The sequence below is a fragment of the Enterococcus sp. DIV1224 genome, assembly GCF_050555455.1.
GTDB classification, from domain to species: domain Bacteria; phylum Bacillota; class Bacilli; order Lactobacillales; family Enterococcaceae; genus Enterococcus_B; species Enterococcus_B lactis.
Genome location: NZ_CP187859.1, coordinates 237,767 through 262,061, shown reverse-complemented (window position 1 = coordinate 262,061; position 24,295 = coordinate 237,767). Strand labels below are relative to the sequence as shown.

The following is a 24,295-nucleotide window of genomic DNA, read 5'->3' as shown; positions in this document are numbered from 1 at the left end:
TGTGGTAACTCTATTCTATAGAAGGGACTTCCTTTTTTCTATTTACACAAAATATTTTACACTCTCAAATTATGAAAATTACAATTTATATGTTATACATCATTATATTTTAAAAAAATATCATTATTTATGATACGGAGCCCCCGCGTTGATCCGGAAGGCACGGTAGATTTGCTCGACGAGGATCAGACGCATCAATTGATGTGGATACGTCATTTTGCCAAAAGAGATCTGAGCATTGCTTCTTTTCATGACGGCTTCGCTGAGTCCTAAAGAGCCGCCGATAACAAAAACAAGGTGGCTTTTTCCTTGGATACCTAATTGGTCGATTTGTTTAGCAAAAGATTCGCTTGTGGGATTTTTCCCTTCAATTGCTAAGGCATAGACGTATTCTTGTTCTTTGATTTTCGCTAAGATCCGTTCTCCTTCTTTTTCTTTTACTTGTCTCATTTGCGCTTCGCTCAAATTCTCCGGGGCTTTTTCGTCAGGAACTTCGATCAATTTGATTTTTGCATAGGCATTCAGCCGTTTGACATACTCATTGATACCTTGGATCAAGTATTTTTCTTTTAATTTTCCTACTGAAATAATTTTGATATTCATGTTTTCTCTCCTTTGATCTTCACGCTCACTTTGTTTATTATAATCAATTTTTTCATCTATATGTTTATTTTGGCTATTTTTGTTAAAAAGATTTCCCCAACAGTTATGCACAACATCCACAGGTTTATCCACAGAAAACAGTGTTATTTTACCTTATTTCATCACATTTATTAGGCAAACATACGTTTTATAAGAATTTATCCACTTTATGCACAGGCTGTGGATATGTTTTATCCCTTATTTTTCCAATTCTATCCGCGTAGTTTTACACAGTATCTGTGGAAAAAGAAAATCAAATATTTTCATCTGAAAACAATGATTTTTCCTAAAGTTTTTCATAAAAAGTTCACAGTCTCAAAGTAGACTAAAGTCAACAAATAAGACTATACTAAAAGTAGATAAATGAATGTAATTGGAGGAGGAACACATGGATAGAAAAAATGTGACACCAAAGATGAAAAAAAATAAAAATAATAGCCTCTGGCGTAAGTTGGGTCTGGGGCTTGTTGGAGGGATCGTTGGAGGACTACTGACAGCTGGCATTTTTTATGCAGCGATGGGCACTGGCAACAATAGTTCTACTGCTACAAGCGGCAATCAAAATTCAGCCGGTGAAACAGTTGTCGAAAATGTCAAAGTCAATGTAGATTCTGATATCACCAAAGCGGTAGATAAAGTTCAAGACGCTGTCGTTTCTGTTATCAACTTACAAAGTCAAAATCAATCAAGCGGTTTTGGCGGATTATTCGGGCAGCAAGAAGAAAGTAGCAGCTCAGATGATAGTAATTTGGAAGCTTATAGTGAAGGAAGCGGCGTGATCTACAAAAAAGACGGGAATACTGCTTATGTAGTCACAAACAACCACGTAGTAGATGGACAGCAAGGTTTGGAAGTCATGATGAAAGACGGGACGAAAGTAAAAGCTGAATTAGTTGGAACAGATGCTTATTCAGATTTAGCGGTGTTGAAGATCAATTCAGATAAAGTCGAAACGGTTGCCTCTTTTGGTGACTCAAGCGCTCTAAAGGTTGGTGAACCTGCGATTGCGATTGGTTCCCCATTAGGATCTGAATATGCGAATTCTGTCACTTCAGGAATCATTTCTTCTTTGAATCGACAAGTAACAAGTACGAATGAATCGAACGAAACAGTCAATATCAATGCGATCCAAACAGATGCAGCGATCAACCCGGGAAATTCTGGTGGTCCTTTAGTGAATATCGAAGGACAAGTTATCGGTATCAACTCAAGTAAGATCGCAAGTACTTCTGAATCGACTTCTAATGTAAGCGTAGAAGGAATGGGATTTGCTATTCCAAGTAACGATGTAGTGAATATCATCAATCAACTGGAAAAAGACGGAAAAGTGACACGTCCAGCTCTAGGTATCACAATGGTCGACTTATCTGCCGTTTCTACTCAGCAACAAGAACAAATCTTGAAGATTCCTTCATCTGTAACTAACGGTGTCATCGTGACAAATGTCCAAACAGCTACACCGGCTGAAAAAGCTGGATTGAAACAATATGATGTCATTACTAAGATCGATGACAAAGAAGTTTCTTCTGGCGTAGAACTTCAATCTGCTTTGTATAAGAAAAAAGTGGGAGATTCTGTCAAAATCACTTACTATGAAGGCTCGAAAGAAAAAACAACTACTGTTGAATTGACGATCGATCAATCGGCATTAAAACAAAATCAAAATAGTGAAAATTAATAAAAAAAGAGGTTGTGACAAAGACTTGTCACAACCTCTTTTTTAAATGGTGTTCTTCTGCCAACTTCTTGCGACTCAGAGTGAAACGGCAGGCTCACAACCTCTTTATTTTGGAAATGCTTCTCCGACTACGGCATCCTCAGGCAATACTAAGATTCCTTTTTTTTCTGGAGCATTTGGCAAATGCAATTCACGAGCGGAACAGATCATTCCATAGCTGTCTACCCCTCGCAAAGTTCCTGGCCAAATCATCATGCCATCCGGCATCATGGCTCCTGGTTTTGCAACGACAACTTTTTGTCCAGCTTCGATATTTGGTGCACCGCAAACGATTTGTAATACTGTCCCATTGTCTACTTCTGTCTCAGTAATCGATAAATGATCAGAGTCAGGATGCGGGACGCATGTTTTTACATATCCGACAACGATCTTCGGTTCACGATCAGCTTCAAGCTGTTCTTCGAATCCTGCTTCTTTGATCAATCGATTCAATTTCGCTAATTCTTCATCTGTTAAGCTTACTTGGCCGTTCCCTTCGATTGTTAGATGATCGGAGATATGGAAAAAGTTCCAAGCAACAACTTGACCTTGTTCATCTTTGATCCGAGCAACATTCCATTTACGTTCAACAGTGTTTTCTGTTCCTTTATCGTCGGCTATGATAACCATCAAAGTGTCTCCGACGTGTGCTTTGTTATAAGCAAAAATCATGTTCTTTCCTCCATTATCCTTTGCTGAGATTTATCTTAACAAAAAATTGCATTCACTGCATGAGATTTTTTTCATGCTTTATTTCCGAAGAAGCTTCTTCTGGAACACCATTTATTCGTAACAAGGGACTGTGACAAGACTTTTGTCACAGTCCCTTTACTGTTTTAGTGAATTGATTAAAAAGATTATACAAGTTCCACTTGCTTAATTACTTGGCTGTTCTTCTTCGTCAGAAACGATCAAGACATCACAAGGTGAATGACGTATAACGTAGCTGGCTACACTTCCTGTCATAAAGCGTTCGACTGCATTTAGTCCAGACTGCCCAACCATGATTAGATCGATTGCATATTTTTTTGGCAATTTGACTGCCATGGATTCACGAACAGAGCCGTAGGCAATAATTCCTTCTATATTTGTGTAATCAACAGATTTCCCATATTCTTTACATTCTTCGATCATTTGCTTGGCTGTTTCAGTTTGCTGATCGACTAGATTTTGATCAATAGGAGCATAGCCCATAAAGTTATAAAATTGCTGATCGATTACGTTTGCTACATATACTTTCCCATTATTACGGCGAGCCACTTCTACCGCTTTTTTGAAAGCAGCAAGTGCTTGTTCACTACCGTCGATACCTACTAAAATGTTCTTATATTCTTGATTCATCTTGACCCCTCCTAACAGATGTCAGCCTTTTATTACACTTTCTAGGAACGATTCGATTTCCTGTTTTGTTTTACGATCTTTATTCACTAGACGACCTAATTCTTTTCCGTCTTGGATCACGACAAAACTTGGGATACCAAAAATGTTCCATTCAGCGGCTACATCTATGTACTTGTCACGGTCTACTTCAATAAATTGCCAATCAGAAAAGTCATTTTCGATTTCAGGCATTTGCGGTTTGATAAAACGGCAGTCTCCGCACCAGCCGGCAGTAAAGAAAAATACACTCTTTCCAGTTTCTACGTAGCCTGCTAATTCTTCTAAACTATTTGGGATAATCATTCTTTTTCCTCTACTTTCTCTTTATGTATTTTTCAATTAAATTATACACCTTTCTTACGAACTAACAAACATTGATCCTCTTTTTATAAAAAAAATCTGACAAAAGGTTGCTTTTGCCAGATTTTATAGTTTTACTATCGCGTTATTTTCCGTATACGATCGTGTTCACTGTTGATTTATCCAAACCTTTCAGTGTTTGAATCAACATTTCTCGTGCAGCTTCAAAATCGCGAATACTGAACATCGTTTGATGCGTATGGATATAACGTCCCACTACGCCAATCACTGTACTTGGGATTCCTTCATTTTGTGTATGAGCAGCACCTGCATCTGTACCGCCTTTTGAAACAAAGTATTGATAAGGGATATTGTTTGTTTCAGCAATATCCAGCAAGTACTCACGCAAACGAGGAAGCATGATCAAACCTGGATCTTGGATACGCATCAATGTACCTTCTCCTAAATGTCCGAATGTGCCATTTTTCGTCACTGTGTCATCTGCTGCAGAGCAGTCTACTGCAAAGAACAGATCTGGCTTGAATTTATTGACAGAAGCTTTAGAACCACGTAAGCCTACTTCTTCTTGGACATTCGCGCCTGCAATCAATGTATGACCTAATGTTTCATTTTGTAACGCTTCTAAAGCTTCTAATACCATTGTACAGCCATAGCGGTTGTCCCACGATTTGCTGATGATATTCTTTCCGTTGGCTGTTTTGATCGTTTCAGCATAAGGCACAATTGTGTCTCCTGGAAGGACACCGTAACTCATTGCCTCTTCTCTTGATTCAAACCCAGCATCGAACAAAATATCTGTTACTTCTACTGATTTTTGTCCGCTTGTTCCTCGCAATAAATGTGGGGGAACGGAAGAAGAAATACATGGATAATTCTTACCAGTAGAGGTTTTAAGTGTAAAACGTTGAGCAGAAACAACGTAAGGGTTCCAGCCGCCTAGAGGTACGACTTTGAAAAGCCCGTTTTCTTGGATTTGTGTCAGCATGAATCCGACTTCATCCATATGTGCTGCGACCATTACACGAGGTGCATCCGCTTCTTCATGGTGGCGCAGCCCAAAAATGCCGCCCAAACCATCTAATTGTAACTCATCTACCAGCGGTTCCATATGACTTTCCATATAGGCGCGAACGTCTTGTTCAAAACCGCTTGTTCCTTGTAATTCTGTTAACTCTTTGATTCGTTGAAATGTTTTTTCTTCCATATGCTATTCGTCTAAATTTCAGACTAAACTCCTCTCAGACTTATATTGATCTGCGGATAAAATATGATTTTTTCTGCAGACCGATCGTATTTATTATAGCTTATTTTTTCTGGTAGCGGTTATTTATTTCAAAGAAAATATGAGAGTGTGGTAAAATAAGCACAAGGAGTAGCAAGTGAGAAGAAGGAGGTATATCCACATGTATGAAGAAAGCGAATTAAGCTATTTTAAAGGCGGGTTAGCCGTTGGGATCGGTCTAGGATTATTGAGCGGGGTAGCTTCAACGATTTGGTATCATCGCAAAAAAGTATTGTCAGCAGACCAAGTGCTTGAAAATATCAAAACATCTTTTTTAAAAGAAGGCGCAATCGAAGGTTCTTGGATCTCTTTTGAAAAAGAACCTATTCGAAAATTCGCCGTTCGGTCGAGTGCTTATCGAGGTGGGCTTTCTCGGATAGAAGATGGCGAAACTGTTTATTATGAATTTTTAGCAGATGCTCATACAGGAACCGTATTAGACATTTCAAGAAAAAAGGGCGCAATAGATTAATACGTCAAAAAAATGAAATAACGAATACGCACCCACTATCTAAAAGAGAGGTCTCCTATCCTTCTTTTATAGTGGGTGGTTTTTTAGACAGGTCTTTTTAAACACATATTCCAGTATTTTCTTTTTAAATAAATGATATTTAGCGGGAAAAACTAGCATTTACTTTGATTATGAGGTATTTTTAATTCAGCTTTTGTTTTCTATAGTTAAGGAGAGTGAAAAATGGAACAACAAGAAAAAATTGCTGTTCTGATTCCTTGTTACAATGAGGAAGCAACAATTTCAACAGTCATTGCAGACTTTAAACGAGAATTACCAGAAGCAGATATTTATGTCTATGATAATAATTCGACCGATCGAACATACGAATTGGCCGTTCAAGGTGGAGCAATCGTAAAGAAAGAACCACGTCAAGGAAAAGGGAATGTGATCCGTCAAATGTTCTTTGATATTGATGCCGATTATTATTTGATGGTAGATGGCGATGACACTTATCCCGCCGAAGCTGTACATGGTTTGCTTGAGAAATTACGTTCTGGCGAAGCAGATATGGTCATTGGCGATCGTCTATCAAATGGAACCTACTTTGATGAGAATAAGCGTCCTTTCCATGATTTTGGAAATAACCTTGTTAGAAATACAATTACTAGAATGTATAAAACAAAAATTCTTGATGTCATGACCGGCTATCGAGGATTCAATCGAATTTTTGTCAAAAGCTTTCCTATTATGAGTTCTGGTTTTCAAATCGAAACAGAATTGACGATCCATGCTCTAGATAAAAAATTCAAGTTCGTTGAGATCCCAATCGAATATCGGGACCGACCAGAAGGCAGCGAATCAAAATTGAATACATTCTCTGACGGATTCAAAGTGATCATGATGATCATCAAAATGTGCAAAGATTATAAACCTTTGCTTTTCTTTGGGATCTGGACCATCTTCTTCTTTATATTTGGATTGGTCACGGGGATTCCTGTGATTCGTGAATATATGTTGACAAGCTTCATTACACGCATCCCTTCTGCGATTTTAAGTACTGGATTGATGACTTTAGCCCTTCTTTCATTAGTAACAGGACTGATTTTGGATACGGTCGTCACGAACGCAAAGAAAGAGTACGAGCTGAATCTATATCATGTGTATCATGAATACCATAGTAGAAAGTAAAAAAAGGATCAAGGCTGCAAAGATAATTTGCAATTCTTGATCCTTTTTTAATTAATTATTTCGCCAAACGGTAGATAGCATCTGCATAGATTGCTGTTGCTCTGAACAAGTCATCAAGACTCATAAATTCGTTTGCTTGGTGCATTGTATCAGTATATCCTGGGAACATCGCTCCATAAGCAACGCCACGTTTCAACAAACGTCCGTAAGTTCCGCCACCGATGATTTGTTCGTAGCCTTTTTCTCCAGTGTGGTCTTCATAGACTTGCAATAATGTAGCCACCAATGGATCATCCATTGGTACGTAATGTGGTTCCATTACGCGAGCACCTCGAGTAACTGTTGCGCCTTCTTGGCCCACTGTTTGTTCGATGTCACTTTGCAATCCGTCTACTGTTACACCTTTTGGAAAACGGAAATTCATATTGATGAAGTTCGCTTCCTCTGTACCATTCTCTTCAAAAGCAAACAGTCCAGCATTCATTGTCAATTTGCCCATTTTTTCATCTTCATAAGCGACTCCTAGTTTTTCTCCATAGAAATCTTCATGGACATAAGCAGCTGCTACATGGATAAATTGTTTAGCAGATCCTAAGAATTCATAGTTATCTAAGAACAATGCCAAGAAAGAACCTGCATTGATGCCAGATTGTGGGCTTGCACCATGTGCACCTTTACCAACTAATTCGATTTTTACATACGTATTGTCTGCTTCAATCGTTCCGCTTACTGGATTGGCTTCGATGAATTGGTAAAATGCTTCTTCCATCGCGATAGCTGTATCTGCACTTGGTACTTGAAGTGCTGCAGTTGCTGTTCCTGGCACCATGTTTTCGCGAAGTCCGGAAACAAAAGATTTCAATACATAATCTCCTGCATTGTCGCCTTTGAATCGTAAAGCTAAAGAAACATTTCCTTTTTCACCATTGATGATTGGAAATTCAGCATCTGGCGAGAAACCAAAATCTGGTTCTTCTTCATGTTCGAAATAATAAGCCATATCGCCCCAGCCGCTTTCTTCATCACTACCGACTACGAAACGCACTTTTTTCGATAGTTTCAAGTCAAGTTCTTTAATGATTTTCATCGCATAGTAAGCTGCCATACTTGGACCTTTGTCATCACTTGATCCGCGTGCAAAGATCTTTCCATCCTTGATTACTGGTTCATAAGGATCTGTGTCCCAGCCATCTCCTGCAGGAACGACATCCATGTGTCCAAATATCCCTAGTGTTTCGTCTCCTTCGCCAAGATCAATATGCCCTGCATAGTTATCGACATTTTTTACTTTAAATCCATCACGTTCACCATAAGCTAACATATGTTTCAATGCGTCGCGAGGTCCAGGTCCAAATGGTGCATCTGGTGTTACTTTTGAGTCGTCTCGCTCGCTGTTGACACGTAAAAGATTTTTCAAGTCTTCAAGCAAGTCTTCTTTACGTGCTTCTACTTCTTTTTGCCAATCAATTGTCATAAAGTTAATCCTCCACTTATTTAAGTCTTCGTGTTCATGATACCACAAATTACAGAAAAAAATAGTTCAAAAAATCTGACAATTCCTTTTCTTATCTGTTTTTCTCTAAAAAAAATATACGTTATAATGAGTAAAAGGAGGTTTTTTGATGCTGATAGACAAACAACTAGTGAAAATAGTCATCACACCTCGTCCAAAAATTTCACATAAAGGAACATTTGGACGTGTCGTTTTGATTGGCGGCAATGAACAATACGGCGGAGCAATCATCATGAGTGCTTTAGCTGCCGTACACAGTGGAGCAGGTCTCACGACAGTAGTAACTGATGAAAAAAATCGGAGTGCCCTTCACAGTCATCTGCCAGAAGCAATGATCGTAGATTGGACGGATACTGACCAGTTTCTTTCCGTGATAAAGCAAGCAAATGTACTCTTGATTGGTCCCGGATTGGGTACTTCTTCCAAGAGTTTGGAACGTTTCAAACAAGTACTAGAAAACCAATCAAAAGAACAATGGCTGGTGATTGATGGCTCTGCTTTAAGTTTACTGGCTGCTAACCATCTTTCGCTACCCTATCCCGAACAAACAGTACTTACACCTCATCAAATGGAGTGGCAACGGTTGAGTGCTCTACCGATAAAAGAACAGCGAGATGAAGAAAACAAAAAGAAGCAACAGGAAATCGGTGCTGCGGTCGTTTTGAAAAGTCATGAGACAAAAATTTATGGTCACCAACACTTCTACACCAATCCTTTAGGTTCAGCTGCTATGGCAACAGGCGGCATGGGGGACACTTTAGCAGGAATGATCACAGGATTCTTCGCCCAATTCCCTCAAAATGACCAAACGATTGCGGCAGCTGTTTATCTTCATAGTTTCATCGGAGACCAGCTAGCAAAAGAACAATATGTCGTTTTGCCGACACAGATCAGCGAAGCACTTCCGAAGTGGATGAATTATTTTTGTAAAAAATCAATGGAAAACGAGGCATGAATCATGGAGAAATTTACAGGTTATGTACGAGAACCTTTTTATTATGAAACAGATCAAATGGGGATTATTCATCACAGCAATTATATCCGCTGGTTTGAAGAGGCTCGGGTAGCCTTATTGGTACATCTAGGGTTTCCCTATAAAAAAATCGAAGAATCTGGGATCATTATCCCCGTTCTGGAAGTAAATTGCAGCTATAAAGAAATGATCCATTACGGAGAAGAAGTGAGCATCCATCCAACTATCCAAAAATATACGGGGACACGTTTAGATTTTAGCTACGAAATTGTGGGAACTGAAGACAAAAAATTAAAAACTATTGGTAGCAGTAAACACTGTTTCTTACTTTCTGATTCGCAACGTTTAGTGAAGCTGAGCAAAGTCAATCCGGAGCTGGATCAGTTATTCCAAGCGTACGCTTCTCTGGATAATGCTATTTCTTAATAAAAAACCGTCTAAGCATTTTTCTTGTATTGTGTCGAGTAGTTCGTATAATGAAAAGAAAAAAGCAGGTGATCCCCATGTATGTCGTTAAAGTAATGCACGGTTACATCGATAAAACTGGCTGCCGCACTCGGGAAAAAAACTTAGACAATCTGCTCATTTTCAAAGACAAAAAAGAATCCGAAGCTTTTGCTAAAAGAATCGGCGGTCGTGTCAAACCGATCCAAGAGGTACGACCAGATTGATTCAGTATTTTCTTTTCGAGGCTCTAATAGGCATGCCTATCAGGGCTTTTTTTCAAGAATACGTCTTTGCATCCACACGTTTTGTAAGCGATTTATGTTATAATAGATTATACTTACACAGAAAGGAAGTTTTAATGGGTATCAATAATTTGCAGCAGCAAGCTTATGAATCTATTCGTAAACAGATTATTTATTCCGAGTTAGCACCTGGAAGTAAAATCTCCGATAAAGTGTTAGAAGAACAACTAGCTATCGGACGCACACCGATTCGGGAAGCACTGATCCAACTTCGTAATCAGGAACTTGTAAAAACCATTCCACAGTCCGGCACCTATGTTTCAAAAATCGATATCCGATCTGCTTCATTAGCCCGTTATACGCGGGAAAAGCTGGAAAAACCGATCCTGCAAGAATGTAGTGCGAAAATGACAGCGCAAGATCAAGCTAAACTAGAAAAAATATTAGAACAAACCGATCAGGCAGTGATCGCTCAAAATAAAAAAGCTTTTTTTGATTTGGATACTGATTTCCACCGAACTTGTTATGAAATTGCTGGAAAACGAGAGATTTGGGACTGGCTGGAAAGTTATAGTACGCACTTGAACCGTTTCAGATGGTTACGTTTGACGATTTCAGAATTAGATTGGGGTCGAGTATTAGATGAACATCAGACAATGCTTCAATCAATGATTGATCATAACTTTGATGAAGTCGGGTTTCTTTGTACGATGCATTTACATATGATTATCGAAGAGCAAGAATACGTAATTCATAATTACCCCGATTATTTTGAAGATATTCAGGAAAGACCCATCAAATAAAGGGACTGTGACAAAAATCGTGTCACAGTCCCTTTCAGTGTTCTCCTGCCAACTCCTCGTATTAGCTCAAAAAACGGCAAAATATGAGGAGCTATTTTTGTTTGGCTGTTCTTATGACTTGATGCAGGGCAGCTTTTTCACAACCTCTTATACACAGTGTTCCAGAAGTAGCTTCTTTGAAATAAGCCGAAATGTCATAAAAATTTAAGAAGCCATTTTCGTAAATTCCTTCTTATTTCTTGAAGCTGACCACTTCTGTCACAACCTCTTTATTTGTGAGCAAAATCATACTCCGCACATCTTTTTTCTATTTCTTTTATTTCTTCTAAAATCCCTTGGCTATGCGTTTCATTATATGGCCAAAGCAAGACTGCCTCTAATACATAAGGCGAAAAACAGCTTTGATTCATCTCTTTTGAAAAACTCATCGCTGCTATCTCGCTCAATGCACGAATGTTTGATTGGTGTGTATAAAAAGGCAGCCGCCATAGCACAATTTTTTCATTTTGCGTATAAATTCCCTTAACAGAAGCTTCGATGTGGTGAAATAGTTCATGTCCAATAATCAAAGCTTGCGCTGTTTCTTTAGAGATCGAAGTAAGTCCTGAACATTTTAATTTTTCTAACGGCTCCGTCATCAATCGGATCCCTTCATCTTCTGCATAAGTTGCAAAAGTGATTCGTTCGTTTATTTGCTCTGATTCACAGGGAACGATTGGAATAGCCATTTGTTCACAAATTTCTCCTACATCGGCAAAAGGGTACTTTTTTTTGATGCTACATGCCGTTTCGATACCACAATCGATTGATTGTTGTATGAGGATTTTCTGCTTGGACAAAGGGATCTTTTTCCAAAACAAATCTCGCTGAAACTGATAGAATCCCCAAATTTCTTCGGGGATCTGTTGTAATTTGTTTAGTAACTCTTCTAACTTATGTTTGTTTGATGTTTCCGGCAACGACGATCACTTCTTCCTCTGGTTCCATAGTAGATACTTCCAGATCCATCAAAAGCTGTAGTTGTTCCAGATCCGTCGCTGTAAAATCAGAGACTCTTGCTCCTAAACAGAGATAAAATTCTGGTCGGGCGATCAACTCAGTTTGATAAACTGCCATATCTTCCCAAAGTTGTTCGACTGCTGCCATATAATTGGCTGCAGTTGTTTTCATACATGAAGCATGTCCACGTTGGACCTTGATAAATCCTTTTTGATCGATGATCCGAAGACTTCCAGCATTTTTTGAACGATTCTGTTCGCCGCATACATAAAAGAAAGGTGTATTTTCCAATAAGCAAACTTCATTTTTATTTAATCGCATATCCTCTGCAGCAAGCTCTAGTGCTTCTTCTGTTGTGATTTCCTTGGTTAGATCGGTTGCTTTCACTTCCGTAGAACCAGTAGCGATAGCCGTTACTTTTGAAGTCTGTGGATCGATTTCTACGTGGACTTCGATCGATTCTGGTGTAGCACCTGATTCAATCGCCTTATTCATCGCTTCATTTTTCAATGATCGGATATCTTCTTTACTTGGTGAAGGAATGATACGTTCTACAACATCTCGGACCATTGCAAGTGCTACACCAATAGAAGAGATCACTTCAGCATTTTCAGGGATAGAATATTTCACACCCATTTTATTGCTGAAGTAAGTAATCAAAGAGGCAGCGCCGCCCCCTACACCTACAAGAGAAATCTGATCTTTCTCCAAGTGATACTTGTCTGCCAATTCTAAAATCACTGGTTCAATCTTAGCATAGGATTTTTCCATGATCTGCTCTGCGATGTCTTCAACCGTCGTATGACAATAGTCTGCTAATGCCTGTATGGCTTTTCGTGCAGATGGGACATTTCCATAAGAAAAATGTTCTTCTTGCACTAATCCAAGGACATTGGCTGTACATGTATTTGTAATAGTCACTTCTTCTCCGTCTTCCATCACTACCTTGACGTAATCAGCAGGGTCTCCTTCTTTAGGAGAGAAAAATTCAACCTTAGGACCTTTGATTTTTTCTGTCTCCGTAAATACTACATAATCTAGACCGGCAATATGTGCAGAACGTGGACCGACATCGATGATTCCTGACTGATTAGCCCGTACCATCGAACCGCCTGCCACACCTAGAACCCGAACATCTAATGAAGAGATATATGTTGGGTGGCCACCTACAATTGAATAATCGATTGCTGGACGTCCATTTTTAATGACCCCGATATTGGTTGTTGTTCCGCCTACTTCAAAATAAACCCCATTAGACGCTCTCAAGTACATCAAAGAGCCCATGACTGATGCTGCTGGACCGGAAAGCATGGTTAAAACAGGTCGTTTTTTCATTTCATTGATTTCCATTACTCCGCCGTCTCCGCGCATGATCATCAAAGAGACATTGACCCCTGCTTCTCGTACAGAGTCTTCTGTCGATGTTGCCGTATCTAACATTTTTGGTAAAATAGACGCATTGATCGCTGCTGTCCGAGTTCTTCTTGTCAATCCATATAATTTTGTGATGTCAGAAGCCATCGTTGTAGGGATCGATTTTACCGATGCTGCTTCATAAACGACCCGTTCTGGTTCCCGATTATCTACTCCAAATGCCATAGAAGAAACCAAGACTTCCGCTCTTTCCCTTTCTAGAGAAGAAATCGTTTCTGAAACACGGTCTACATTTAAGTGTTTGACAGGTAAGAATGCATTGACAATTTCTATTTTTTTCTTATTCCCTAAATCGATATCGTTCAATCTAGTTTGGCGTTTTGCTAAAAAACCTTCTAATCCACCTTTTGCCATACCGATTACACCGACTTTTGCTACGTCCCCTTCAATCAGCGCATTCGTCGCTTGCGTAGTAGAATGTGCAACAAAAACAACGTCTTCTGGACTAATATTATTTTCCCGCAAACAATTTTGAAAAGATTGAACGACTCCTGCAGCCACCCCACGAACATCGTCGTGGGTCGTTTTCACTGAAGACTTTCCGATGATTTCATGTGTCGCATTATCGATTGCCACTGCTTTCGTATGCGTACCACCGACATCAATTCCCATTCGCACAAAACGTTTCATTTTCTTTTCCTCCATTCATCTAATCATTTCTATCGACGTTTTGTTTACTAGGCGTTCCCGTACAAGAAGAATGTAATCAAACATAAGATCGCACCGATGATCCAACCAGTTGGGATGGATTTCTTCATGTATTCTCGAGACGTTACTTTTGTATATCCTAATCCCCAAGCGACCCAAGATTGTGTAATATCTAAATGCTGAGGGGCAATCGTTGTGATTGCAAACAATGGGAACAAAAAGGCTGGCGACATTGTTGGGTTCACAGCTAATACAACAGCTAAAATAGCTGATCCTGAACCGACTAGATTCATTGGACCGCGGAAAAATCCTAATGGTGTCAATATAGCAAATACGATTGCTAAGACTAATGGTGATTGCGGTATCAAATCTCCGAAAATAGCTGAAAAATAAGGAGAAGCGTACGCAGCTGAGTTATTGAACATCGCTAAGGTCATCAAGAAACCGACCATTGGTGCGACATCGACTGCGCCATCTGTAAATAATTTCGCAAATTGACGACAGATTTCTTTATAACCTCCGCGCAATTTTCCAGTAAACAGCAATGCCCAAATACCTGCTAGAATAAAACCTAAGATGATTGGAAGATCTAACAAAACGACCCCTAAAACTGGTAATAATACGGCTAACCATGAGATCATTGGTGCGTCGCCGCCTTCAGCCGGTACGTTTGCTGCCATTGCATAGCGTTTCTTTTTATTCATTGATATATTAGCCACCGTTAGTACAACAACTAAACTTACAACCATCCCAATCATACCGATTTGGAAATAGTCATTATAAGTGTAGCTTTCAGCTGCTGGGTTGAAACCAGCGTAAATCGTTTGATACTGTTTGAAGTTGACGATATTAGCAAAGATTCCAGCCATGATCGAGCCCATAAATGAGAACAGCGCAACTGGTACTGAGATTCCTAAAGACATCAAGATCGGTAAAACAATGACTGCGATAGAAATCACTGGTCCAATTCCTGTCATCGACATGAATATAACAGCGGTTACAACACACAGCAAACTCATCGTGATTCTTGGTTTGTCCCCTCCAAGTTCGACTACTTTACGAATCAGTGTGGCTGCTATCCCGCTATCTACTAGAACACGCCCGAAAAAGGCACCAAAGAAGACATTTACCAAAATCGATTTGGCGTACTCAGCAGGTCCAGTCGTATAGATATGCGTCAATACATCAATTACTCCTTGTCCTTCCATCGCCGGGTTCGGCGAAAACGTGTTTCCGACTAGCGCTAATCCCATCCATACAGTCGCCATGATGGCAAAACCGACCATCAAGTTGTAGCCCTTTACACAGTACCAAACCATGAAAAAGAATGAGATAACTAACAAAATACCAATAATAATATCACTCATGTTATTCCTCCGTCCATTTTGTTTTTCTAATAAACAAACTAATATATCAGTCAAGTTCATTCTAACTTATGCAGTTAGCGCTTTCATTAGAGGATGACCATAAATGTTCGGATTTCAATTAAAAAACCTTAATTATGCTATTTTAGTCTTATACGCTGTTATCCCGTTTTATATGGTGAAGAATTGGAAACAAAAAAAAGGGGGGCTGTGACAACAGTTGTGTCACAGTCCCCCTTTTCCGAATAAACGGTGTTCAAAAGGAAATAAACTTATGAAAAGATGTCTCAGTAACCTTATCTTAATAAAGTCGCTTCTTCATTAACTATGCCAATGTTTACAGAATCCAAGATCTTTCCATCCTTAGATAGAACAACTATATTGATTCCAGGTTTATTCCGTGAAATTGCTATCCCGTCAATGTTAATATATCCAAACTGCTGATCTTCGTAAGGCGTATAGCTAGTTCGAACAGTAATTTCTTTTCTAGCCACATCTTTACTGAAAATATTGTAATTTTGTTTTTGTGATAAAATTGCTTCTTTTTTATCTAGAATCATTCCTGAAAAGTTCCAGTGTTGTTTAAAAATCTCTGGATCTAAGCTAGGGAAAAATTTTATCATGTCATTTATCAACGTTTCATTTATCTGTGTGACATCACCAAATCCAGCAACAATGAGTGGATTTTCAGAGTCCGCTAGTTTTTTTAGATAATCCTGAGCATTCCATATATTCATCAGTTTAGAATCGCCGTTTTTATAGATATTTTTCCAGTCCTCTTCAGATATAGAACGGACACTTTGTAAATCAAAATACTTTGCGTTAGCTCTGTTTACTTGCGCATCAACATCCCCTTTTATATGCGAAAGTGCGTTGGAATAGGCAGGATAACTCGTATTATTATACGAATGAAATTCACTTACAACAGGATTCAAATTACCTTGTTGCTTTTGAGCTTTCAAGTAATCGTATTGTTCTTCAATATTACGATATGAACGTGCAATATCAATGGATCCTAAGGCAAACGAAAATAGAAATTGGACTAGCAAAATAGAGCTGATCACACTGTAAACAATCTTTGGCGCATTTTTTTCAATTTTATCGGGCCATTCTATCATCATTGCAATAAGAATATATAATACTCCGCCAAAAAAAGAACGCCCCCATCCAAGACCTGCAGGTGATATTGCTAATACATAAATAGTTGCCAATCCCGCTATTATATAAATATAAGATAGACGTAACCACTCTTTTCTGTGATCAAAAATTATTCCCAATGACAGTAATATTGCACATAAAATAAATAACTGTAATCCATTTTCTTGTAGAGTTTGGGTAATATCTACAATTCCTGAAAACAATTTATGAGGTAAAGACCATGTACTACGTTCAAAGTAAGTTGCTCTAATCGCATTTCCTGGAGCTGATGCCATCATAAACAACCCAAAAATAGTACCAACCAAGCCTGAGAACATCCATAATTGTAATGGCTTTTTCTTACAGTAAGTTATATAGATATAACCTAAAATAATTAAAACAGCACCTCCAGATGTGTTCTCATTACACCAACCTGCGGCGACACCTAAAATTGCCATAATTATAAGGTTTCCTACTGATTTAAAAGGGAGTAATCTATCGGCATAACAATAACGGTGGTAAATAAACAGAACGCTAGTTATAATTATTCCACCCCATATATAATTTGCAGCGCCTGTTTCCCACAAAATCGTCTGTCCAAATGTGGGAATGAATAGCCATATAACGACATTTATCATCAAATATTTAAAAGCATGAAACTCTGTTTTATCTTTTGTCGTTATCTTGTAAATCAAAATGGTTAACAACACATAAATTAATGGATTGACTAAATTGAAAACCATTTTAGGCATCAATAAAAACACACGAGCGATGATATGCACCACGGATCTTCCAGTCCACGTCATATACTGATGATATTCGTCTTGTAGTATAGTTGAAAAATCCGTAGTTTTATACATGTATTCAATATCATCAGCAATTAAAGGTGTTAAAAAATTTAATACAACCATTATTAAATAAGTACATAACAACATGGCTATTCTTTTATTCTTGTCTATATTTTCTTTTAACCAATTCACTTTTTTCCCTCTTTCGTTATATTTTGTTTAAGAAAAGTTAGCTAAATAATATTCTTTTCTCTTAAAAATTATAGCATCTATTCTATTTTAATGCGCGATGAATCCAATAATCTGCAGGATGAAATAATGATTACTAAATTTCTCTTACTGTTTTGTTTAATTATGTATATTACAACACTAAAAAAGAGGAAAGAACATAACTTTTCGTTATCTTCTTTCCTCTTTATGAATACGTAGTTAAAATCAAGCATTGCTCAGGAAATATAATCATACTCATTTCAATCAATATCAACAAATTTCATATTAATCTGGGTCATTTTCTGGGTCAATCTATAAACTCGTCATATAAAAATCTGGATCAATAATGTGGGACATATAGGAAGAGAATTTAAACATCTAAACAAAAATAGAAACTATTAAACTAATAGCTGTCTTATCCTTTATCATCAACTGAATTTTTAAACAACTAATTACTTTACACATCTAAAACCTAAATTATTTGCAGCAGACATTCCAGTATTTCCATTTCGAGCGGAAAGCCGATATCGTTTGCAATAAGATTCATGACACAAAAAGGACCCTCCACGCGTAGCATAAGTTTTATCATCAATTATTTGATGATGTGACCAGTAATAAGCACTGTCCTTTTCCTTAAATTCTGTTAAATCAATTCGCGCGGGGTTACTACACCACTCCCATACATTTCCAATAGGTTGATACATTCCATACTCATTAGCTTCATACCATTTTGCTGGAGCCGTATTGGCAAAACCATCTGCCAACGTATTCGTCCTAGGAAAATCACCTTGCCAGATGTTGCATTGATAAGTACCATCTTTTAAGAATTCTTTCCCCCAATAATATTTTTGAAACTCAGTTCCCCCTTTAGCAGCAATTTCCCACTCTGCTTCAGTAGGTAGCCGTTTGCCAGCCCATTGACAATAAGCAACAGCATCATTTCGAGAGACTTGAACAACCGGATGATCCCATCTGGCTTCAATTGAAGAATCTGGTCCTTCGGGATGAGACCAATCAGCTCCAGCTACTGCGTACCACCAGTTCATATTAGGAACTAATTTACTTTTCTTTTTTGTCACTTCGCTCAAAAAATAATGAAAAACAAAGGACCAACCAAACTTCTCTGCTTCGGTAATATAACCAGTTTTCTTAATGAATGAAGCAAATTCTTTATTGGTTACCGTTGTTTCATCAATCATAAATGCAGGGTGTTGGATAGTTATTTTCGGACCTTCATTATCTGTAGGAAATCCATCTGGTTGATTTGTCCCAATGTGAAACGTTCCTTCTGGAATAGCAATCATCCCGTTCCCTTCTTTCTATAATATTTGATAAGCATTATAAAGATTTATAAATAGCACAAGAAGAATGACACTCTGAAAAACAATAGTAACCTTTTCTGGTGATAAAACATTACTGAGTTTTGCCCCCAGTAATCCCCCAATAATTGCTGCTGGAATCACAAACCACAATATTGTTAAATCATACCGACTAAATCCGGTCGTAAGAGCAATTGTAAGCAATTTGGCAAACTGGGAAAATAAAATTGTACAGATAGAATAAACAGTTGCATCTTTAATAGATATCGAGAACAGTAACATAAGTAATGAAACATTTATTGGACCACCACCAATACCTAATAAACTAGCTAAAAATCCTAAGATTAAACCACAACTAAAATACCAAATAACATGTGTAAATTGAAAATTTTTCCAGTTGTATTTTGTATACATAAAAGCAAAAATTAAGGTACCCATTGTTAATGCTATTTGAATCAATTGCACGATATCTTTATTTCCAAACCAGCTAAAAAAAGCCTCAAATGCTAGATTTCCGAAACTCCCACCTAACACTGCACCAACAGATACCCAACTGACGATTTCCCAATTAAACTTACGACCACTAGTCAATTGACGCGTAGTAGAAATGACAGACATCGTAAAAACCGCAGTGGCAGAATAAAAGGATATTGCTGCCACATCATGCGCACCTATAAAATCAAAAATAGGCTTAATGATTACGCCACCGCCCATTCCAGAAACTGCTCCAACAGTATTGGCTAAGACAATTACAATAAAGTAAAGAATTCCTATCACATATTCACCTCCCGCAACAAAATCAATATTTCTTCTATTTTTGGTATAAATTCTTGAAGTAGTTCCTGATAGCCACAGTAACCGTCTTCGTCAATGTATACCACGTCCTTCATTCGTTTACATCCACCACCACACATTTGCTGAAAAGGACAACTTTGACACTTTTTAGGAGTCACTGGTCGTTCACAAATAAATTTACGGGAAACATCCTGTTCAAACAATTCTCGTAAAGTATTCTCTTGAATATAACCAATTCTATACTCATCTAGAACATAAAAATCACAAGGATACACACTGCCATCTGCTTCAATGACGTATTGAACTTGGCAATTCCCAAGAATGCCACAAGCAGTTACTTGTTGCCTAACTAACAAATTAATCAAGTCATCAAATAACTTAATACTTATATATCGTCCTGTCCGCAATTCATCAAGCCAAAGTTGAAATATTTTGTGATAGAAACTGGCAAAACCTCTTGGCGTTAAAGGATAGCTGTTTTTCCCTTTTGCATCCAGATCTTCTAAACAAGGAATAAACTGGACATAATCAATTCGTTTCTCCTTTAAGAAATGAAAAATTTTTTCTCCTTCATCTGCTAACGGCCTTGTTAATACACACAAAATATTGTAGTCAATTGCATAATGATCAAAGAGTTTTTTGGTTTCTAGAACGCGATAAAAAGTGCCTTTCCCTCTTGAATCTATACGATTTAGGTCGTGATACAACGGATGTCCATCAATGGACAATCCTACAAGAAAATTATGTTTTTTTAGAAATTTACACCACTGATCATTAATAATGACGCCATTGGTTTGAATCGCATAGTTTACATGCACTTGTTTGTTTTGTTGAGCTACAAAATCAGTAATGTTTTCAAAATAACTTATCCCTGCCATAGTTGGTTCGCCACCTTGAAAAGCCAGAGTTAATTCATCACCATCTTCTAAATCGATGTAAATACTTTCTAGCATTGCTGTCGCAATCTCACATTTCATTTTTCCATACGAACGAACCTCTCTGAGTGAGCTAACATTGGCATAAAAGCAATACTTACAGCGAAGATTACACAACGAAGATGCTGGTTTGATTAAAACCGATAAATGTTTCATTCCTTCACCTTTTTTCTGAACTCCTTATTTATTCACTTTTACCGAAAAAGGAACGAATCCTTAGAAATTTTTACTAAAGATTCGCTAATTTCTTCTCTATTTTACGAGTCCTAATCGTTCATATTCACTATCTGGTACTTCAATTCGATCCATAATTTCTACTAATTTTCGAATCATTTTGTTTTCGATTTTTTTATCTTTAATTGGGTGTTCTTGCTTAGGATCATTTTTCAAATCAAATAACAAATGTCCAATAGAATATGAATCAATATATGTTGATACTGGTATTTCGGTGTAAGGATATTGGTTTGTAAAACGATTCCCTGGCTTAAGTGTTAATTGATCTAAAACTTCTTTTTTTAGAAAACCTCGAATCATAGAATAATTTAAAGTCTGGATAGTAATTGGACCATTATCAAGGTAAATAGATGCTCGCATATACACATAACGTCCATCATAAATATTCACATGTCCGCCGTTCGTACCAAAAATAATTTCCGGATGAAGCAGTGTTTCTTCATTTTTTAATGCAGGTAGTAAAGATTTCCCATCCATATCTAGCTCATTCTCAATTCCAAAATAATCCAGTAAAGTGGCTGGAATATCAATTGTTTGGCTCAAAGTTTGACAATGATTTCCCACTTTACTATCTGGGGCACTAATGAAAAATGGAAGGTGGATAATTTCTTCATACATAGGCGCTACATTTTTTCCTAACCAATCATGTTCGCCTAACAAAAAACCATGATCCGTATTAATTATGATTAATGTGTCCTCCCACATATTATTTTCATCTAAGTAATCCAATAGTTTTCCTAGATGTTTATCACACATACTTATTAATGACGCGTATTCTTTTTGAACTCCCGTTAAGTCATTTTCAGTAATATCTTCCGTAATTCGTCCATATTTAGGCCAGAAATAAGGTTGATCTGTCGGTTGGTCTTGATAAAGTTCTCGGTACTTTTCTGGAACGAAAAAAGGTTCATGAGGATCAAAGCATTCAATTTGTAAGAACCAATTATCTTCTGTACGGTATGCTTCCAAAAACTCTAGTCCTGCTTGAATTGTTTGTACACTAGACATTGTTTCTTCAGTGCATTGCTTGGTTCGATTTGCAAAATGTTGATCGACAGAAATTCCTGTCTTATTTAAAGAGTTCTGTTGAGGATGGTTCTCTCCTGCTTTTCTGGGAATCCAACGATCTCCTTCTTGCCCACGAAATCCTTCCCAAGTTGAATAACGATTATGGTAGGTCGCCCCACCATCTTCAAAATAATGAGAATGATCTGTCACTAAATGACAATAAATCCCATTATTTTGCATAATTTCAAAGATAGAGTGATCAAAAGGTTCCAATTGCCCCCACATACGATGCATAAAATTATAGCGTCCTGTATGCAACTCACGACGAGCTGGCATGCAAGGCATGCTACCTCCATAGAATTGATCAAAAGTTGTTGTTTGTTCCCTTAATCTTTGAAAATTTGGAGTCTTCATCCATTCATTTCCGTAATTAGATAAATATTCTCGTGACAAAGTATCGAACATAATCATTATTGCTCGCATGATCTCGCTCCTTTATTTGATAATAATCAATTCTTTTTCTGCGACTTTTTCTACCACATCCAAATATTTTTTCGTATTTGTAACAACAATTGGTGTATCAATGGAATAGCCTGCTTCTTGAATTGCTTTTCCATCAAATTCCAACAATAACTGTCCCTTCTTAATCGTATCTTCTTGCTTCACCTTAGGTACAAAATATTTTCCCTCCAAATTCACGGTATCCATTCCAATGTGGATCAATAGTTCAATCCCATCTACTGATTTCAAGCCAACTGCATGATTTGTTGGAAAAAATGTTTCAACTGTACCGTCAAAAGGAGCATATACTTTTCCTTCACTTGGTCGAACAGCAAGTCCTTTTCCTAATAATTCTGTAGAGAATGCTGCATCAGCGATTTCTGATAGCGGAAAAACTTCGCCAGCAATAGGTAATGAGACCGCTACTTCTGTCATCAAATCATTTTTCTTAGACTCTACTTTATTCTTTTCATTGTCTCTTCTATTCTGTGCTTCTCGGTCTTCTTTTGGATCATATAAGAAAGTTAGAGTTAAGATGAACGACAGTACAAAAGCAACTACAATCGCAATAACGTAACCATAAAATCCACTTCCTATCCCACTTTCAGGACTAATATAATTTGGTAAGCTAAAAATCCCCATTCCTCCCATAATGAAAGACTTGGTTCCGAAGATACCCATTATTAATCCACCAACTGAGGCTGAAATCAAAGTAGCAATGAATGGTTTTTTTCGTGGTAAAGTAACCCCATACAGTGATGGTTCAGAAACGCCAAATAAGCTAGAAATAAAAGCCGGAATGCCGATTGCTCGAACAGAGACATTACGAGATTTTATAATTACCGCCAACACAGCTCCAGCAGTTGCAAATGGCGTTGCTTGTCCTAAAACCATCACAGGATCGTAACCTAGGACACTGATATTGTTGATTGCAATCGGAATAATTCCCCAGTGTAAACCAAACATTACTAAAACTTGCCAAATAGCTCCTACAGCAATTCCTGCTACAATTGGGCTAAAATTATAAATTGTTAAGACGAACTCACCTAGCAAATCTCCAGCCCAAGTTGCTATGGGTCCAATAATAATAAAAGTTAAAGGAACCATAATTATTACTGTTAGAAAGGGGACTAAGAAACTTTTTAATATACCAGGAATAATGCGAGCTAAGGATTTTTCAAGTTTGCTACCAAAAAAAGTTGAAACGACAATTGGGATAACGCTTGAACCATAGTTCATCAAAATAACTGGAATTCCTAAAAAAGTAATATAAATTGGTGATTCAAAAATCGTTCCCGAAAACAATGTATATAGAGGTTCTACACTAGCTGTCAGTCCTGCTATCGCGGGATAAACTAATGCCGCTCCCAAAGCCATCCCGACAAATTGATTCAACCCGAATTTTTTTGCTGCTGTGTATCCTAAAAAGATTGGGAAAAAATAAAAGAAACAATCTCCGGCAGCTTGTAAAATGGCGTAAGTACCCGAAGTATTTGTAAACCAACCTAAAGATACAAATAGAACATTCAGTCCTTTAATCATCCCTGTCGCAGCTAATAGTCCTAGGACAGGTGTAAAAATCCCTGAGATAATATCAATAAAGCTATCCAATAATCCTTTCTTTTCCTTAACTACTTCTGTTTCTGTTGACAGCCCGGAAAGTTCAATAAATTCCTTGTAAACATCCCGAACGTGATTACCAATAACAACTTGGTACTGTCCCCCACTTTGAACTACGGTCACAACTCCAGGTACTTCTTTTAGTTCTTCTGTATTTGCTTTTTCTTCATCTTTCAAGTTGAAACGTAAACGAGTAATACAATGAGTCAGTCCATTGATATTCTCTTTTCCACCAACATCTTTTAAGATTTCTTTTACTAATTTTTCATAGGCCATTTTTTTCTTCCTTTCTATTTTCAACTAAAAAAGGCAAGACAAACAAAGACCTTCACCTAAGAAAG

22 protein-coding genes are annotated in these 24,295 nt (G+C 37.7%); 7 read left to right on the top strand and 15 right to left on the bottom strand.

Annotated elements, in window-relative coordinates:
- Positions 1-123: 123 nt before the first annotated feature.
- On the bottom strand, positions 124-603 hold the full coding sequence (gene rlmH, locus IGK53_RS01260; protein ID WP_002329688.1) for a 23S rRNA (pseudouridine(1915)-N(3))-methyltransferase RlmH: 480 nt from the start codon (positions 601-603) through the stop codon (positions 124-126).
- Positions 604-1,030: 427 nt separating this feature from the next.
- Between rlmH and IGK53_RS01255 the strand changes: the two genes are divergently transcribed.
- Positions 1,031-2,320 (top strand): S1C family serine protease, encoded by a 1,290-nt coding sequence (locus IGK53_RS01255; RefSeq protein WP_002290101.1) that lies wholly within the window; start codon positions 1,031-1,033, stop codon positions 2,318-2,320.
- Between the two features lie 105 nt (positions 2,321-2,425).
- On the opposite strand, the gene ytpR is transcribed toward IGK53_RS01255, so the two are convergent.
- The 4 genes from ytpR to pepA all read right to left on the bottom strand — a co-directional run bounded on the left by ytpR (position 2,426) and on the right by pepA (position 5,264).
- On the bottom strand, positions 2,426-3,031 hold the full coding sequence (gene ytpR / locus IGK53_RS01250; protein ID WP_002292634.1) for a YtpR family tRNA-binding protein: 606 nt from the start codon (positions 3,029-3,031) through the stop codon (positions 2,426-2,428).
- 204 nt (positions 3,032-3,235) lie between these two features.
- Positions 3,236-3,700, bottom strand: coding sequence for a universal stress protein (locus IGK53_RS01245; protein WP_002292633.1), 465 nt, complete (start codon positions 3,698-3,700; stop codon positions 3,236-3,238).
- Between the two features lie 21 nt (positions 3,701-3,721).
- Positions 3,722-4,042 carry a thioredoxin family protein gene (locus IGK53_RS01240; protein ID WP_002292632.1) on the bottom strand — a complete coding sequence of 107 codons (321 nt, stop codon included), beginning with the start codon at positions 4,040-4,042 and terminating at the stop codon, positions 3,722-3,724.
- A 142-nt stretch (positions 4,043-4,184) separates the two neighbouring features.
- A complete protein-coding gene (pepA, locus tag IGK53_RS01235; RefSeq protein ID WP_002294156.1) occupies positions 4,185-5,264 on the bottom strand; it encodes a glutamyl aminopeptidase in 1,080 nt (359 codons plus the stop codon).
- Between the two features lie 199 nt (positions 5,265-5,463).
- On the opposite strand from pepA, the gene IGK53_RS01230 reads away from it, so the two are divergent.
- Both IGK53_RS01230 and IGK53_RS01225 read left to right on the top strand, forming a co-directional pair.
- On the top strand, positions 5,464-5,814 hold the full coding sequence (locus IGK53_RS01230) for a PepSY domain-containing protein (RefSeq protein WP_002292629.1): 351 nt from the start codon (positions 5,464-5,466) through the stop codon (positions 5,812-5,814).
- A gap of 222 nt (positions 5,815-6,036) precedes the next feature.
- On the top strand, positions 6,037-6,984 hold the full coding sequence (locus tag IGK53_RS01225) for a glycosyltransferase family 2 protein (protein WP_430604895.1): 948 nt from the start codon (positions 6,037-6,039) through the stop codon (positions 6,982-6,984).
- 55 nt (positions 6,985-7,039) lie between these two features.
- Here the strand turns inward: IGK53_RS01225 and pepV are convergent, their stop codons facing one another.
- Positions 7,040-8,458 (bottom strand): dipeptidase PepV, encoded by a 1,419-nt coding sequence (gene pepV / locus IGK53_RS01220; protein ID WP_002329689.1) that lies wholly within the window; start codon positions 8,456-8,458, stop codon positions 7,040-7,042.
- Between the two features lie 148 nt (positions 8,459-8,606).
- Here pepV and IGK53_RS01215 point away from each other — a divergent pair, with 148 nt between their 5' ends.
- From IGK53_RS01215 to IGK53_RS01200, 4 genes are all read left to right on the top strand, one after another.
- The gene (locus IGK53_RS01215; RefSeq protein ID WP_002329690.1) at positions 8,607-9,452 is read left to right on the top strand and encodes an NAD(P)H-hydrate dehydratase; all 846 of its coding nucleotides are present in this window, start codon (positions 8,607-8,609) and stop codon (positions 9,450-9,452) included.
- Positions 9,453-9,455: 3 nt separating this feature from the next.
- Positions 9,456-9,896: an acyl-CoA thioesterase gene (locus IGK53_RS01210; RefSeq protein ID WP_002329691.1), complete on the top strand. Its 441-nt coding sequence runs from the start codon at positions 9,456-9,458 to the stop codon at positions 9,894-9,896.
- 77 nt (positions 9,897-9,973) lie between these two features.
- Positions 9,974-10,141, top strand: coding sequence for a hypothetical protein (locus tag IGK53_RS01205; protein ID WP_002292624.1), 168 nt, complete (start codon positions 9,974-9,976; stop codon positions 10,139-10,141).
- 134 nt (positions 10,142-10,275) lie between these two features.
- Positions 10,276-10,962, top strand: coding sequence for a GntR family transcriptional regulator (locus tag IGK53_RS01200; RefSeq protein WP_002312480.1), 687 nt, complete (start codon positions 10,276-10,278; stop codon positions 10,960-10,962).
- Between the two features lie 269 nt (positions 10,963-11,231).
- On the opposite strand, the gene IGK53_RS01195 is transcribed toward IGK53_RS01200, so the two are convergent.
- The 9 genes from IGK53_RS01195 to IGK53_RS01155 all read right to left on the bottom strand — a co-directional run bounded on the left by IGK53_RS01195 (position 11,232) and on the right by IGK53_RS01155 (position 24,230).
- Complete coding sequence (locus tag IGK53_RS01195; protein ID WP_002329692.1) at positions 11,232-11,921, bottom strand: hypothetical protein; 690 nt, start codon at positions 11,919-11,921, stop codon at positions 11,232-11,234.
- A complete protein-coding gene (locus tag IGK53_RS01190; RefSeq protein ID WP_430604892.1) occupies positions 11,896-14,025 on the bottom strand; it encodes a hydantoinase/oxoprolinase family protein in 2,130 nt (709 codons plus the stop codon). Before IGK53_RS01190 ends, IGK53_RS01195 begins: the two co-directional genes overlap by 26 nt.
- Before the next feature lie 47 nt (positions 14,026-14,072).
- Positions 14,073-15,410, bottom strand: coding sequence for a hypothetical protein (locus IGK53_RS01185; RefSeq protein WP_002329694.1), 1,338 nt, complete (start codon positions 15,408-15,410; stop codon positions 14,073-14,075).
- Positions 15,411-15,703: 293 nt separating this feature from the next.
- A complete protein-coding gene (locus IGK53_RS01180; RefSeq protein WP_002329696.1) occupies positions 15,704-17,524 on the bottom strand; it encodes a DUF3329 domain-containing protein in 1,821 nt (606 codons plus the stop codon).
- A gap of 470 nt (positions 17,525-17,994) precedes the next feature.
- Entirely contained in the window at positions 17,995-18,846 is an 852-nt protein-coding gene (locus IGK53_RS01175; protein ID WP_002329697.1) for a formylglycine-generating enzyme family protein, read from the bottom strand.
- Between the two features lie 15 nt (positions 18,847-18,861).
- Positions 18,862-19,638 carry a sulfite exporter TauE/SafE family protein gene (locus tag IGK53_RS01170; RefSeq protein ID WP_002329698.1) on the bottom strand — a complete coding sequence of 259 codons (777 nt, stop codon included), beginning with the start codon at positions 19,636-19,638 and terminating at the stop codon, positions 18,862-18,864.
- Positions 19,635-20,747 carry a radical SAM/SPASM domain-containing protein gene (locus IGK53_RS01165; RefSeq protein ID WP_002329699.1) on the bottom strand — a complete coding sequence of 371 codons (1,113 nt, stop codon included), beginning with the start codon at positions 20,745-20,747 and terminating at the stop codon, positions 19,635-19,637. Before IGK53_RS01165 ends, IGK53_RS01170 begins: the two co-directional genes overlap by 4 nt.
- Positions 20,748-20,843: 96 nt before the next feature.
- Complete coding sequence (locus tag IGK53_RS01160) at positions 20,844-22,316, bottom strand: sulfatase (protein WP_430604891.1); 1,473 nt, start codon at positions 22,314-22,316, stop codon at positions 20,844-20,846.
- Positions 22,317-22,328: 12 nt separating this feature from the next.
- Positions 22,329-24,230: a beta-glucoside-specific PTS transporter subunit IIABC gene (locus IGK53_RS01155; protein ID WP_002329701.1), complete on the bottom strand. Its 1,902-nt coding sequence runs from the start codon at positions 24,228-24,230 to the stop codon at positions 22,329-22,331.
- Between the last annotated feature and the right edge of the window lie 65 nt (positions 24,231-24,295).